Raw genomic sequence first — 14,422 nt, 5'->3', positions numbered from 1 at the left:
TCAGTTGCCCTCCCCACGCACACCGCCCTGCTGACGGAGGAAGTTGGCCAGCAACTCGTGGCCCTGCTCGGTGAGGATGGACTCGGGATGGAACTGCACGCCCTCGACATTCAGGGTCTTGTGGCGTACGCCCATGATCTCGTCGAGCGATCCGTCGGCATGTTGGGTCCAGGCGGTGATCTCCAGGCACTCCGGCAGGCTCTCTCGCTTCACCACCAGCGAGTGGTAGCGCGTCACCGTCAGGGGATTGGCCAGGCCGGCGAACACGCCGAGGTCCTTGTGGTGGATCGGGCTGGTCTTGCCGTGCATCACCTGCCGCGCCCGCACTACTTCGCCGCCGAAGGCCTGGCCGATGCTCTGGTGGCCAAGGCAGACACCGAGCAATGGCAGCTTGCCGGCGAAGCGCTCGATCACGGCCAGCGAGACGCCGGCCTCGTTGGGGGTGCAGGGACCGGGGGAAAGGACGATGCGCTCGGGCGCCAGGGCCTCGATCTGTTCCACGCTCAGTTCGTCGTTGCGCACCACCTTGACCTCGGCCTTGAGTTCGCCGAAGTACTGCACCAGGTTGTAGGTGAAGGAGTCGTAGTTATCGATCATCAGCAGCATGCTGGCTGTAACCTCTTGATTTCATTCCTATGCGAATCGCATCACCCGGCTTTCGCCACACCCGTTTCCCGGCGCGCTCGCGGAGGAAGGGAGAGTGGAACGTCGGCATTATGCCTGTGGAAAACGGGGGACGCAGGGAGACGGACCGGCCAGGCCGGCGAAGAAGAAGTCAGGCGCGCCAGCGCCAACGGGCGAATGCCTTGATGAGGGAGGTGATGATGCTGCTGAGGTGGATCACGATAGCGGTCTCACGGAGCCATGTTGGGGAACATAGCCCAGTGGGGAGGATGGGTGCAACAGCGGGATGTCGGAAGAAAGAGGCTTAAGAAGCGGAAATTGTTTACCAAGCAGAGGCCCGACAGTAGCGATCTAAAATGGCGAAGCCTACACGAGGCAGGCTTGCGTCCATCAGCCAGGTCAGATGCGCGGGAGCGGATATCTGGCCTTGATCTCTTCGACCTTGGCAAGCCAGGCGGCGTAATCCGTCTCCACACCTGCACGGATCGAATCGAACTCCACTTCCGTTTTGATCGGATCGCTTTCCAAACGGTAGGCCTCGGCACGTCTGGCCAACACAGCATCATATTCTTGCTGAACCCGCTCTCTGGAAACCTGATCCGGTGTTTTCATCATTTTCCAATCGATCACTTGGGCAACTCCACGGTTCCGTCTTCAACGATATGGATGGGGACAGGGAATTTGGCAGCTTCGCTGTAGCTCCCCCGGATGGGAAACACCAATGTCAGGCATATCTCTCCGCCTGCCCTGGTAACCCTCCCGGAAAAAGGCCCCTCATGGATGGCAGAGGCTGGCAGATATCCCCCCTCCGGTAACTGCGAGAAGTCGTACATGACACCCGAGACGGCTATCGAATCTCCGGAAACCATGACATCCATATCAGTCGAGTCCTCGGGCAGGACTACAACCGGACTGAGTTCGATACGCATCAGTACCACCTCCCCACAGCCATCACCGTAATGGTGTCGTTAGCCCCCAGTGCCTGCGCCGTCGCGAAAGAAACAGAGCTGCTACCGTTGAGATAGGCTCCACGAACCCCCTGCCCTGCAGTGGCAGGCCATCCGCTGGAGGGAATCCAATTGCAGGTCACCCCGGTATTGAAGCCCGTAACGAAGGCAGCTGGTAGCTGTATCACGTTAGCTCCAAACGAAAGGCCCGGTTCGGATCTTGCCGCTGCCATCTGGGTACCATCCGCAAAGCGAACGTACCAGCCGTTGGAAGTTGTCCCGCTCTCCATCACAGCCCCGGTGGGCTTACCCGTAACAAGTCGCCTCGTTACGGTCCCCACGATATTGTCTGTCGTATAAAACCTGACCCATTCCTTCCAGGTTCCATTGGTACAGCTCCTGTACCAAACCTCCGGGAGGTTGGTATTTCTCACGAAGAACAGCTGATAGCGGGTACTGGCGTCGAATACCATCGACAGAGCGACATGGCCGTTCACACCGCTGATATTGTTGTTTCCGAGAGGCACGTTGTAAGTATTGGGGGTTATCGAGAACCATCCGCTTTCGTTCACCGTGTCCATATCCAGGGCCATGGGGGCTTGGGTCTTGGAAACACCTCCCAAAAACCCCAATGCATTGCCTACGGTAGAGGCTCCATTGATAGCACGGCCAACTTCGGTGATCCCCATGTCAGCCTGCGCCTGCGAACCGGTAGACGCTATCGCCCACGGCTTTATGCCCGCAAGGGTCGCCCCCCAGTCCATCGCAATCTGGTTGAAACGATCTGATAGGTCCTTGTCGTAGCCCAGAATCGGCGCCACTGCATAGGGCTGGCCGCTGGCCGTGCTGCCCTGGTAGTTGGGTTTGATCGAGATGACCGTCGAACTGGCGACGTTTGTGACCTCGTACCAACAACCATCGGGGCCACGAAATGCATCGCCGACCCGGGCATTGGACGAGAACTGTGTGCCAGTACCGGTAACGGTCGGGCTATTTGCGGTCACCGCTACGGTGCCACTGGAATACCAAGTCATAGAAAACCTCGAAATTAATAACCAGTCACATCTACCACCAGATATCCGGCATAGTTAACCCCTGCAATCGCTGGCGTTATTGAGCCAAAGCCCGTGTAAAGATCAGTCGAACGATAATAGATCCTCACCGCATCATCTGTCGGTGTAGCCATGCAACTGCTCTTCAGCGTAATGACAAAAATCGGATGATCGACTGTGCCACCAGAATCAATCCTGGTGTAATTTGCGCGCAACGTTTGAATCAGAGCAACCTTTTTTCCTGGGTAAGCTTTTGAGAAGACACCATCAACGGCCAGAGTTTCATTTATATAATCCAAAACTCGCAGATATTTATATCTTGAGTCATACACAACACCGCCACCACTTGAATTTCTGATTCGCAAACCGATCACACCACCTTCAGTGGTTTGAATAGGCGTACAGAAAAGGAAATAGTCAAACGTAGCCTGCACACTTGGCGAGCCAGCATAAACTCTAAAGGTTGTCGCATCCAGCTTCTTCCAATAAACCCCGGAAGGCTGCGGATACTCTCCAGCGGTCCCATTCCACCTTATAGCAAGCACTGCACTGGCTCGACCCGAGGGCACAACTACATCCGCGTAGTAGCCGATGCCTGAGTCCAGCTTTGAGGTTGTCAGCGTCCCCTTGGCGACCATCTGAAGATTCTGATATGAACTATCGATAACCAATATTTTTTCAGTATTTCTCGCCTTAAACCCAATCATCAATAGACCCCATAAATAACATCACAAGCAACTGCCAACCAAGATGCATAAGGCCCGGGAAAGTCCCATGAAATTACATCTCCAGAGATTCTCACCCGTGGATACCGATAATTGTTTGCTATATTTAAACTTGGACGCGGAGCTTCAAGGATGCAAGCCCACCCAGAACCCGACGAAAAATCGGAGACAGTCAGCGATCCAGAAGCTGTCCCCGTATTGAATGTACCGATAACCCTGGTGAGACGATCAGTCACTTCGACCGTAACCTGTCCTGTACTTACGTCACGAACTCTCAGACCGACCGTCACGACAGCAATCCCAGTTCGACGACAACAACCCCAGTTGTTGTATCCGTCAAGTACATGCCAGTCGGAGTGAGTTTGAGGGAGTAGCCAGTCCCTGCACCATTCAATTCGAATTTTCCACTCTTGCCTAACTTCCAGCCAGACGATCCGGAAATATAGTTCGTCGACTGCACGTCATCGGCGATCTTCAGGAACGACACGGTGCCCTCCTGAATCATCGCGTTGTTGATAAACATCTGGCCGCCAACGATCGAAACCGGCGCCACTGTCTGCCCGCTGGAACTGTTGAACCAGAGGAACCGATCAGCCTGGAACGCCATGGTCGTCACGCTCGTACCGCTGTCGAAGCCCAGTTGCCAGCCAGCGGCGTACTTCTGCCCGTTGGCATGCGCCTGGAGCTTCACGCTGTAGAGCGCCTTGACGTTGCCATCCAGCGAGGTAACCGCTTGAGAGGTGGTCTGGATGTTCGCCTCGTTGGTATCGGTGCGCGCGCTGACGGTATCCACCCGCTGCCCCAGGGCGCTGTCCGCGTTGGCACGGACGGTCTGTTCGGTGCTGATCGCCGAGGCGTTGCTCGCAACCTGGCCGGTGAGCTGATCCAGCCGCTGGACGGTTACAGCATTGTTCGACGCAACGACCGACTCGACGGTTGCGATCCTGCCCTCCGCCGTCCCGGTCCACGCCTCAAGCAAGCTCGTCCGCTTCGCCTGCGCTTCGTCCTCGTTCGCCCGCACGGTGACTTCGGTGGCAGCTCGAGCAATGGTGTCCCAGCCCTTCAGCGCATCCGCCTTCTCTCCGGTCGCCGGTTCCCCGCGGGCGGCAGCTTGCAGCACATCCAGATTCGATGCCGCTGCTTCGATCCTGCCGTCGAGTTCGCTGATTTCAGCGGTATGGCTCGCCACCTGCTGCGCCAGCCCGTTGGCAGTTTCCAGCGACTGGCCGATATCGGACCAGTAGGCCGCGTTCGGCGGCGCCGTCTTCGCCGGCACAGCCTTCAGTGCCTGGTACAACCGCTGCCCCTGTCGCACCATTTCGTTCTTCGCGTAGACCTTGGTCGGGTCGTACAGCAAAACGTCGGCGAGGTCGCCGACCTGCTTCTGCAAGCCCCCGATATCCACCTGCATCCGCTCGATATCGGAGAAGAATTGCTGGCCCAGCGCCGACTCGACGTACTCCTGGGTGATCAACTGGTTGTATTCGCTGGCGTCGCTGGAGCTGGTGCCGGTGACCCAGTTCGACCAGGCGCCGACGTTGCCGCTACGGTCGATCAAGCGACCGCGGAACGCCAGCCGTTCGCCGGCCGGTATCGGCGATACCAGGTGGGTATTGCCTGGGTAGGCGAACAGGCCCAGCGCCCGTGCGGTCTCCTCGCTGCCGCCGGGCGTGGCGGACTGCTGGATCTCGGTGTAGGCGGTGTCCGCTGCGCCGCTGGCCGGGAACCCCCACTCCAGGCCGATGCGCCAGGGGCCGGCCACGCAGCGCAGGTAGGCCAGCGCCGGCGGCGGCGTGGTCTTGCCCTCGAGAGCGGTTTCCACACTGCTGGCGTAGACCGAGCCGACCTCCATCACGTTCAAGGCGCGTACCCGCACCAGATAGCGACCGGCATAGATGCCCGGCACGTCGAAACCGAGCGCCGAGGTTCGCGGCACCCGCACCCAGTTGCCCGAGTCCTTGCGCCATTCGGCCTCGTAGGCCACCGCGTTCGGCGCGGCATCCCAGGAGGCCGACAGGCTGGTCACCGCCAACCCCTGGTCGACCTTGGTGAAAGCCTTGATCCGCACGTTCTGCGGCGGCGCCTGCACGCCCGGCGGAATGCTGGTGACCGGCGGCAGCTCGATGCGCGCACCGTTGTCGATGGCGTCGAACTTGCTCGCGTTGTGTTGCAGCGCGGTGATCTCGAAAAGATTGTCCTCCGGCCGGGTGATGCTCATGATGCGGAAGCGCTGGGTGGTCAGGCTGTTGCTCTGCAGCGCCCACTGCCCCTGGGGCCGAGGCGTCTCCGAATAGGCGGCGGTCACGCTCAGCACGCGGCCGACCACCGACTGGACGCTGCGCGCCTCGGCCTTGCCGTTCGGCAGGTTGACCAGCAGGCGATCGCCGGGTCGAGCCTCGACGTCGCGGTCGAGGGTCAGCGCGCGGCCATCCACCGCGCTCAGGCGTCCGCCGATCTGCTTGCCGGACTTGACCGGGTCGGCTACGGCGATGATCTTCCCCGGCGCCAGCCCACGGCCATCCATGCCGGTGCGGAAGGTCACCGCGTCCTGCTCCAGCTCCTCGGTCAGCAGCGCCCACTGGCCACGCCGCTGCGCCTCGCCCTCGGAGGTGCAACCGATCGCGGTGATCTCCAACTGGCTGATGCCGTAGCGGCGCTGCGCGCGGTCATTGTTCACCGCTACCGGTTGGCTCTGGTAACCGTTGCCCGGATTGTCGTAGTTGACCAGGGCCAGGGTGTGGCGATCGCGCTGGCGGCTGCTGCTGTAGTTGAAGTGGCTGCCGTCGTCGCCACGCACGGTGTTCGACGGTGAGAAGGTGTAGGCCTCGTCCTCCGGCATGTCGGATACCGCCACCATTTCCGCGCCGGACCAGTAGGACATGCCGCGGAAGATCGCTGCCAGGTCGCGCAGCACTGTCCAGGCTTCGGCGCGACTCTGCAGGTACAGGTTGCAGCTGAAGCGCGGCTCCTGGCCGCCCTTGCCGTCGGGCACCGACTGGTCGCAGTACTGGGCGATGCGGTACAGCGACCACTTGTCGACCATGCTCGCGTCGATCCGCCGACCGAGGCCGAAGCGCTTGTGCAACACGATGTCGTACCAGTGCCAGGCCGGGTTGCTGGTCCAGGCCGACTTGAACGAGCCGTCCCAGGTGCCGCTGTAGCTACGGGTCTGCGGATCGTAGTTGCTCGGCACCCGCACCCGCCGGCCGCGCGCTTCCACCGATATCTGCGGAATGCTCTGGAACTGGCTGGCATCGAACTCGACGAACAGCAGCGCGGTGTTCGGATAGCGCAGCTTGGCGTCGATCACCTCGGTGATCGCCTCGACCCGCATGGTGTCGGCGACGCGGTTGTTGTTCTGGTTCGGCGTCAGGCGGCGCACGCGCACCTGCCAGCCGCTCCGCGCCTCCGGCAGGTCGACACGGTGGGAGCGCTCGTAGCGGCTGGTGGACTTGTCGTCCAGCGAAGCCTTCAGCGCTTCCTGCCAGGCACCGCCGTCGACGGCGATGTCGATCGCGTAGTCGATGCGGTAGCCGACCACGTCACCGTTTTCCTGCTGGCGCTGGATGGCCGGCCAGGACAGGCGCAGGCGCACCGCCGAGAGCTGGGTGTTGCTCACCGCGCGGACCCAGGGCGCGTCACTCTTGAGCTCGACGCCGACCGCCAGTTCGTTTTCCACGGCGGGCACACCGGCAATGTGTTCCTGGTCCACCGAGCCCGAGCGGAACTCCCAGGTCACTCCGGGGAAGTTCACCGAGCCGTCCGCCGCCAGCAGCGGCGTATCGTCCAGGTAGATCGAACGGCCGTCGACGCCACCGTCGAACTCGCCTTCGCCCAGTGCCAGGAGAATCTTCGCCCGTGCGATCGAGCGCACCGAGTCCGGCATCTCCACCGGCTGGCGCGGCTTCTTGCTGCCACCCTTGTGGCCCGTGATGGTCTTGTTCATGACGTTCCTTCAGGCAAAAAAACGCCCGCGCATGGCGGGCCTGTTACGGCGTTGCCGGCTACAGCCGGTCCTCGGCATAGATACCGGCGCTGATCACCGCGCCGCCGATGCGGCGCTTGCCGTAGAGCACGCCGACCGGATGGCCCTGGGCGATGGTGTTGACCGGGCCGCCGAAGGCATAGCTGGGGGCGTTCTCGGGGGCCTCGCGGCCCTTCAGGCCCTTGGGTTGGGGACTGAGCATCTGCATGACGCCGCCCGCCAACATGCTGACTCCAGCGGTTACCAGGAACGAACTGGTTCCACCGGAGAAGAACGTCGTGAATCCACCCACGACAATCAAGGCAGCCCCCAGAATCGTCTGGAAAAGCCCCGCCTGCTTGCTCCCGATCACCAACGGCACGATGCGGATGTCCTCGCGTCCGCGCATGTCCAGTTGCTCGCCGGACAGGTTGGTACGCCCACGGAACACGGCGAAGGTCAGCCCTTTCGATTCCGCCTCGCGCATGAACGTCTCGAATCCCTCCATGGTGTGCTTCAGGGCACTCATCGCCTCGCGTACCGTGCCGCTTTCCAACAACCGGCCGTGCATGCGGCCGAAGCGCTTGCCCAGAACCCCGTACAGACGGATGGTGGTGGGGCCCTGACTCAGGGTGTCACTCATGGACCTGTTCCTCTCGTGAAGAGCCGATTCCGACGGCTCGCTTGAATATGTCGTTCACTGCGGCATCCGCGTGTGCCGCAAGACCAGGCGCGTGCGTTCGATCCAGGGTCCGCCGAACACGTCGCGGGTCGACAGCCGTCCGTACAGGTGGTGCAACAGGAACGGTCCGTCGCCGCCGAGCGCCTGGACCGGCTCGCTGTCCAGGCGCCAGTCGTTGCCCAGGTAGATGCCTGCGTGGTTAGGGTGCAGTGCCCTTCCGACCTGCATCACCAGCATGTCGCCGCGGCGGATTCCGGCCAGCGGCACCGGCCGGAATCCGGCCGCCGCATAGTGCTGCTCGTAGAGGCTCTCGCCGGTTTCCCACCAACCGTCGCGGCGCGGATAGTCCGGAAGCTCCAAACCTGCCTCGCGGCGGTACCAGTCGCGACAGAGGCTCCAGCAGTCGAGCACGCCGTGGGCGAACTCGCGGCCGAGCAGCGGCGCCCGATAGCCCTCCGGCGCTAGATGCGCGACATCGCCTTCCGGCCAGGACAGGATCACCCAGGGCAGACCATGCAGTTCGCAACTGACCCGATCGGCCATGCTCGGCGTGGCCGGAACGTCCGGGTGGCTGTGGACGATGGCCAGGACCTCGCCCTGGTCCTCGGCGGCGCACCAGTCCTGGTGATCGATCACGAAGTGCTCGCTGGGCGATCCGGCTGCGTTGCGACAGGCCACGTAGCGGCGTTGACGCGCACCGCGAACGATCAGCCCGCAGCATTCGCGCGGATGCTCGCGGGCGGCGTGTGCGGCGATGGCCCGCTGTAGGCTGCGGCTCAGTTCCATGCTCACATCCTGACCAGGCCGGCGCCGGCGAAGCCGCCGTGGGACAGCGGGTTGTCCGCGCCGAAGCGCAGCTTGCAATCGCTGACCCGGCCGCCGCAGCGGTCCAGCGCCGGATCGTCCACCGGATTGCCGTCGGCATCGAACATCGCCGTGCCGGTGTAGTTGCAGTCCTGCCCGCGGTACTCGTTGGTGATGCACCAGTGGCACAGCGAGGTGATCTGGCGCGCCGGGATCTGCTGGCCCTGGAAGTCCGGCGGAGCGGACAGCTCCCAGGTCACCTGGACGCTGTTCTCGGCGGTCTTCTGCTCGAGGAACCAGATGTTCAGGCGCTCCTGGGAGGGGTCGGCCTGCGGGTTGCCTTCGGCGAAGTTGGCCGCATCCAGGTAGTGCGCATAGGTCTCGCGCACGGTCAGGCGCGCGCCTACCAGGCCATCGAAGAACAGGCAGAGCGCGCTGATGCTGCCGTCGATGTTGCCCACGCTAAGGGTCGGCGAACTGGCCCGGCCGTCGCCGCGCTGCTCGAAGCCGCGCGCCTCCAGCGGCCAAGCTTGGTAGGCGTTGCCCTGCCAGTGGATCGGCCCCTGCTGCAGGTGGCCGTGGAAGCGCAGCATCTCGCCGCCGAACCCGGTGCAATCCAGGTCGAACAGGCGCACCAGCGCCCCAGGCTCGAGGGCCTGGTCATCGGCTGTGATGGTCATGCTTACCTCACGGATTGAAGACTTGCTGGAAGGTGGTGTTCAGGGTGAACACGCCGTTGCCGCGCGGTCGCAATTGCCAGCCCTGGGCGCGCACCCGCACCGGTTCGCCAGTGGGCAAGGTCCAGAGGAACGAGCGGTAGCCGCCGTGGCGCTTGAGGAAATCGCGGATCGGGCCGATCAGCGCGAGATCGCCGGTACGCGAAACCTGCCAGGTCTCGCTGAGGTTGTTCAGCCCGTCGCCGAGCGCCTGGCTGTAGCCGCCGCCGTACTGCACCTGGCGTACCAGTTGGTTCGCCTGGCCGGCGGAATCGATCGAGATGTCCCAGGTAAAGCGTTCCAGATCAGCCATTCACCATCCTCCATACCAGGCCGCCGGGGCGCAGCTCCTGCGCCACCACGTTGCGCGCGGCATCGTTGATCATTCCCGCCAGCTGCTGTCCCGTACCGTCGTCGCCGCTGGCCGTCGCCGCGCCCTCGCGGCCGCCGCCCAGGCTGACGCTGGTGGAGAAATTGAAGACGTTGCCCCCCTCGCCGCCGCCGAGCGCGCGCACGCCGAGCACGCCATCGGAACCGCGACTCAGCGGCATGATGGCTTCCGGCCCACGCTCGCCGATCAGCGCCGGACGACCGCCGGCCATGCTGAACAGCGCCGGCGCGCTCTGGATGCCATCGTTGAAGGCACCACCCCTGGCGAACCCAGGCATGCCTCCGGCGCGTTGCTTGCTGACCCAATTGGCCATGTCCGAGCCGGTGTAGTCGGAAATCCGCGAGCCCGCCGTTGCGCCGCTACCGAAGAACCCGCTGACCGCACCGACGATGCCGCCGATGATCTGCAGCGTCGCCTGCCGCGCGGCGATCCGCGCCATATCCTGGATCACCGAGTCGGCGAAATCCTTGAACGACAGCTTGCCCGTGGTGGCAAAGGTGAACAGGGCGTTCTCCATATTGGTGAAAGCGTTGGTAAACAGCATGTCCATCATTCCCGAGACGTCCTGCGCCTGGTCGCGCAGGCTCGCCCAGGAGGCGTCCATCTGTTCGACCCAACTGCCCACCGGCTTGCCAGCGCTCGCCGAAGCCCCTCCACCCGATACCTTGGAACCGTCCCCGGTCTGCCCGGAAGCAGTGGCCACCATCGCGCCGACATCCATCGCCGCTGCCGGCATTGGCGCGGCACCCTGGGCCGCGGGAGCGCCCGCTGCCGCTTGTCCCGCAGCTGCGCGGGCCTTTTCCAGTAGCGAGGTATAGGGCTTCTGGCTGGCCAGTTGCGCCTCGGTGATGCCGGCCTTGCCATTCATCCAGCCGAACAATCCGTCCAGGGCGAGCATTGAAAGCTGCCGCGCGGCGATCCGGGCGACATCGTCGATCACCGTCTTGGCGAAGTTGCTCAAGGACAGCTTTCCGGTGGTGGCGAAATTGAACAGCGACTTCTCGAGCTTCTCCGACGCATTCCTGAACAGCTCGTCGGTCATCCCGGAGATATCCTGCAGCGGCGCGCGGTAGGCGCCCCAGACACTGTTCATCTGCAACAGCCACTGCTTGAAGACCTGCGACTGGAGCGACGGCTGTTCCTTCTCGTCGTCGCCGGCCTTCGCCTGTCCCTTGCCCGCCTTGTCGTCGACCTTGGGCTTCTCGGTACCGACGCTGGCGACCCAGCCAAACAGCCCGTCCAGCAGCATCAGGGTCATCTGCCGCGAGGCGAGGCGCGCGGCATCGGCGTAGGCGGCCTTGCCCACGTTGGCAAGCGACAGCTTGCCGGTCTCGCTGAGATTGAGCAGCGCCTTGTCGAGCTTGTCGGAAGAGTTCTTCAGTAGTGCTTCGTTGAGCTTGGACAGATCCTGGAGTGGTTCGCGATAGCTCTTCCAGGCTTCGCCCAGCTCCTTCTGCCGGGTCTTCCACTCGGCCAGTACCTTGTCCTGGGCGCTCTGCACAGGCTTCTTGGCCTGACCCGCCTGGCGACTGGTCCTGCCCAGCATGTCCAGCGCCTGGTCCAGCACGCTGCTGGCAATCAGTGCCGAACTGTCCAGGCTTTTGCCGATAGCCTTGCCAGCCTTTTCCGCGCGCGCCTCCATGGCACGCATTTTCTGATCGTTGATCCTGCCAACCTTGTCCATCCCGGCCCTGTACCCTTCGCTGCGAAGGACCAGGTCGAGCGTCAGGCTGCCGTCGGTATTCGTGGCCATGATTCATGTCTTCCAGAAAAAGACCCCGCCGCAGCGGGGTGGCCTGTCATGCCCATTGATCCATCGCCTGATGCAGCGAAAGGGGCTGGAGAGCCATATGCGGACGGAACGCGTCGGGATCGGCGTCCGCTCCCAGCGCATGCCCGAGCAACGCAGCGATCCGAGCCAGCGCAAGCTCCAGCCGGTGTCCCGGATGGAGCGAGCCGCGCTTGTTCAGGTAGGCGACCCAGGCGCGGTACTCGGCGTAGCTGAGCCGCTCCTTGGCCTCGGCAATGGTCGACCCGCCGACGCCGTTCAGCACCAGCTCGTGCCAAACCTCGTCGGCGGGGGTCAGTTTTTTTCCGCGTCCTCGACCCGGTTGACCTCACCGACCGCCTGCAGCAGCAGGAAGCCCAGCGCCGGGTCGAGGTCGTAGGCCTGTTCGTAGGTCAGGCTTTCCTCTCCCGTCTCGCCCAGGCGAATGCATTCGGCGAGGTAGCGCGCGTTGCGGCTCTGCTGGTCGCCTTCGGCGGAGAACAGGCGCTCCACCGCGCCAAAACTGTTGCGTCGGACGAACACCTGGAAGGTGTCGCTGACCGCCTTCTTCCTGCCGGCGGGAACGCGGGTCCAGCTAATCTCCTTGCGCACCAGCGCCGACTCGATGAAACCGCCCGCTGCACGAAGTTCGTTGAGATTCATCTACGCGCTCCTCAAGCCGACTTCGGCGTCCACTTGCCGGCGCCGGAACGCTGGATGGTGGCCTGGGTAGCGACCAGCGTGTTGCTGGCGAAATCGAAGGGGAAGTCGCTGACGTAGCCTTCGAAGGTGAACCAGGTGCGCGCCGGCGGCAGCACGAAATCGTCGCCTTCGGTGCTGACGGTCGGCTTTACGTCGATTCCGTCGGACCAGCCGATGGCCCACTTGACGCTCGTCTCGCCATCTTTCTCGGACAGCTGGAACAACCGAACGTGACTGGCCAGGCGTGGATCGGCGTTGATGCCGAGGGTCGCCTGGCCAGGGGTGCGCAGGCCTTTCTTGTACTTGCGCGAAGTGTCGCTCAGGCACGGGTCTTCGATCTGGTCGGCCGGATTGCCGCCCGGGTTGAACGAGGTCACGCCTTCGATCTCCAGGACGGTAGCGGCACCGGTACCGGATACCGGCGGAACCAGGGCGTAGATCTGGGTACCTTGAGTCAGGATGGACATGGAAAACTCTCCTTTATGCACATGAAAAGACCCGCACCGGGCGGGTCGTCTGGCCCCGTCCCCAGGACGGTCAGCCGTGGCGCGGTACGCGGTCGGCGAGGAGCCTCCACGTCCCGAGCCGTTGTCGGATGCAAACGAAAAAGCCCGGCACACGGGCCGGGCTCTGAGGTTGCAGGTGGCATCCCTGGGGGGACACACCTGTACAAGCATGACTACGTTGTACCGGCCGATTCCCGGCTCGACAACGCTGCGGAATCAATACACGGCAATATGCGCCGGACACACGTCCATCGACGTCCATATGCGCCCAGTGTCTCAGCGGCAGGCACGCAACGCCGCCTGCAATTCGAGTTCGTAGCCCTGTCGCTGGCGGCGCTCGGCGAGCAATGCGCGAACCTTGGCCTGCAGCGAATCGCCAGCCTGCAACGTGGCGCTGGCCCAGCTCGGCGGGCGCACGTCAGGTACACGGCAAGGCACTGCCAGGGGAACCTCGACGCGCACGGGGCGAGGTGTCGTAGGCGAGGCTACGCAGCCCGCGAAAAGCAGACAAAGCCCCAGCAGGAGACGAGTCATAGTCCCAGCTCCCGGTCGATCGCCGCACCTGCCGCCTGGCAGTCCACGCCAATGTCGGGTTCCTGGAGCAGACGCACGGCCGCGGCGTACTGCTCCGCGGCTTGCGCCCTGGCCTCGCCGAGTGCCTGCTCGGCGTCCTTCGCGCGCCTCTCGGCGCTCGCCCGCACCGCCGCCAGCGCTCGCTGCTGCTCATCGAGCAAAGCCTCGAGCTGGCCGCTGGCGACGCGGCTGGCAGTGAGTTGGCCCAGGGCCTCCTCCAGTTGCGGACGATAGTGGCGGGCAACCAGGCCGCCGCCGAGCAAGGCGCCGGCCAGCAAGACCAGCAACACGGCCGGCAGAAGCAGAGCAAGCCGGCTCATGACAGCACCGCCCTGGCCCGCTGCCACAACGCCAGGCGCTCCGCCTGGCCATTCAGGCCGCCGTTGATGCGGCGGGTGATGGCAGCGAACTCGCCGCGGTCGGCCAGCTCGTTGAGCCCGTGACCGGCCCACCACCAGGCGGCGCTGCGGGCCGCCGGCACGGGCTGCTCCAGGCGCCAGGGCTCGGCTTCCAGCGGCTCGCCGAGGGCCTCGCCGACCAACCGGTAGTTGGCACGCCCGGTGATCTGTAGCAAGCCACGCCCACGGAAGCGCCAGCCATCGCCGGACGCTTCGTCGCCATTGCCGTTGCGCGTGGCGTAGGTGTTGTCGGCAATCGCCTGCGGATTGCGCGCCAGCCGCAAGGCCAACGCGTTGGGCTGCCCGTCGGGGCCGAGATAGCGGCTCGGCCAGGTCGCCGCCAAGCCTTGGGCGCTGTAATTGAGGTTCTCCACCAGCCGGGTCAACTGGCTGCTTTCGTGGCCAACCTGGGCGAGAAACGCGGCACGCCGCGCCGGTGTGTCGATCTCCCTCTCGTCCATGGCCCGTTGCAACGCCGCAACGAAAACGCCCGCGACGAGGCGGGCGTTGGGAAAAATGCGCAGCAATTGCTGCTCGGTCAGTTTCATCGATCCTCCTGCACTCCGATGG

At 63.6% G+C, this 14,422-nt stretch carries 17 protein-coding genes; all 17 read right to left on the bottom strand.

Annotation, left to right across the window (positions count from 1 at the left end; genetic code table 11):
* A complete protein-coding gene (locus AC4OR5_RS28380; protein ID WP_003101640.1) occupies positions 1-606 on the bottom strand; it encodes an aminodeoxychorismate/anthranilate synthase component II in 606 nt (201 codons plus the stop codon).
* Positions 607-1,023: 417 nt separating this feature from the next.
* The gene (locus AC4OR5_RS28375) at positions 1,024-1,254 is read right to left on the bottom strand and encodes a hypothetical protein (RefSeq protein WP_003118930.1); all 231 of its coding nucleotides are present in this window, start codon (positions 1,252-1,254) and stop codon (positions 1,024-1,026) included.
* The gene (locus tag AC4OR5_RS28370; RefSeq protein WP_003113177.1) at positions 1,251-1,553 is read right to left on the bottom strand and encodes a hypothetical protein; all 303 of its coding nucleotides are present in this window, start codon (positions 1,551-1,553) and stop codon (positions 1,251-1,253) included. Before AC4OR5_RS28370 ends, AC4OR5_RS28375 begins: the two co-directional genes overlap by 4 nt.
* Positions 1,553-2,605: a pyocin knob domain-containing protein gene (locus AC4OR5_RS28365; protein ID WP_003137407.1), complete on the bottom strand. Its 1,053-nt coding sequence runs from the start codon at positions 2,603-2,605 to the stop codon at positions 1,553-1,555. Before AC4OR5_RS28365 ends, AC4OR5_RS28370 begins: the two co-directional genes overlap by 1 nt.
* Positions 2,606-2,619: 14 nt before the next feature.
* Positions 2,620-3,330: a hypothetical protein gene (locus tag AC4OR5_RS28360; protein ID WP_016254311.1), complete on the bottom strand. Its 711-nt coding sequence runs from the start codon at positions 3,328-3,330 to the stop codon at positions 2,620-2,622.
* Between the two features lie 304 nt (positions 3,331-3,634).
* A complete protein-coding gene (locus tag AC4OR5_RS28355) occupies positions 3,635-7,294 on the bottom strand; it encodes a TipJ family phage tail tip protein (protein WP_058160529.1) in 3,660 nt (1,219 codons plus the stop codon).
* A gap of 58 nt (positions 7,295-7,352) precedes the next feature.
* Complete coding sequence (locus AC4OR5_RS28350; protein WP_034052417.1) at positions 7,353-7,955, bottom strand: tail assembly protein; 603 nt, start codon at positions 7,953-7,955, stop codon at positions 7,353-7,355.
* A gap of 54 nt (positions 7,956-8,009) precedes the next feature.
* Positions 8,010-8,780 carry a C40 family peptidase gene (locus tag AC4OR5_RS28345; RefSeq protein ID WP_003129219.1) on the bottom strand — a complete coding sequence of 257 codons (771 nt, stop codon included), beginning with the start codon at positions 8,778-8,780 and terminating at the stop codon, positions 8,010-8,012.
* 2 nt (positions 8,781-8,782) lie between these two features.
* Positions 8,783-9,478, bottom strand: coding sequence for a phage minor tail protein L (locus AC4OR5_RS28340; RefSeq protein WP_003118922.1), 696 nt, complete (start codon positions 9,476-9,478; stop codon positions 8,783-8,785).
* Positions 9,479-9,485: 7 nt separating this feature from the next.
* Positions 9,486-9,827: a phage tail protein gene (locus tag AC4OR5_RS28335; protein ID WP_003113186.1), complete on the bottom strand. Its 342-nt coding sequence runs from the start codon at positions 9,825-9,827 to the stop codon at positions 9,486-9,488.
* Entirely contained in the window at positions 9,820-11,658 is a 1,839-nt protein-coding gene (locus tag AC4OR5_RS28330) for a phage tail tape measure protein (RefSeq protein ID WP_034003593.1), read from the bottom strand. Before AC4OR5_RS28330 ends, AC4OR5_RS28335 begins: the two co-directional genes overlap by 8 nt.
* A 46-nt stretch (positions 11,659-11,704) precedes the next feature.
* Positions 11,705-11,959: a hypothetical protein gene (locus tag AC4OR5_RS28325; protein WP_003113188.1), complete on the bottom strand. Its 255-nt coding sequence runs from the start codon at positions 11,957-11,959 to the stop codon at positions 11,705-11,707.
* 29 nt (positions 11,960-11,988) lie between these two features.
* Positions 11,989-12,336, bottom strand: a complete 348-nt coding sequence (locus AC4OR5_RS28320) for a phage tail assembly chaperone family protein, TAC (protein WP_004352265.1) — start codon at positions 12,334-12,336, stop codon at positions 11,989-11,991.
* An 11-nt stretch (positions 12,337-12,347) separates the two neighbouring features.
* Positions 12,348-12,842 (bottom strand): phage tail tube protein, encoded by a 495-nt coding sequence (locus AC4OR5_RS28315; RefSeq protein WP_003113190.1) that lies wholly within the window; start codon positions 12,840-12,842, stop codon positions 12,348-12,350.
* Between the two features lie 315 nt (positions 12,843-13,157).
* Positions 13,158-13,415, bottom strand: coding sequence for a hypothetical protein (locus AC4OR5_RS28310; protein WP_071536196.1), 258 nt, complete (start codon positions 13,413-13,415; stop codon positions 13,158-13,160).
* Positions 13,412-13,774 carry a hypothetical protein gene (locus tag AC4OR5_RS28305; RefSeq protein ID WP_003142810.1) on the bottom strand — a complete coding sequence of 121 codons (363 nt, stop codon included), beginning with the start codon at positions 13,772-13,774 and terminating at the stop codon, positions 13,412-13,414. Before AC4OR5_RS28305 ends, AC4OR5_RS28310 begins: the two co-directional genes overlap by 4 nt.
* Entirely contained in the window at positions 13,771-14,400 is a 630-nt protein-coding gene (locus tag AC4OR5_RS28300) for a glycoside hydrolase family 19 protein (protein WP_003085188.1), read from the bottom strand. Before AC4OR5_RS28300 ends, AC4OR5_RS28305 begins: the two co-directional genes overlap by 4 nt.
* Between the last annotated feature and the right edge of the window lie 22 nt (positions 14,401-14,422).

The organism is Pseudomonas sp. YA1, from assembly GCF_058680555.1.
Note: the sequence above shows the minus strand (reverse complement) of the source record. Positions and strands in the feature narration are given on the sequence as shown.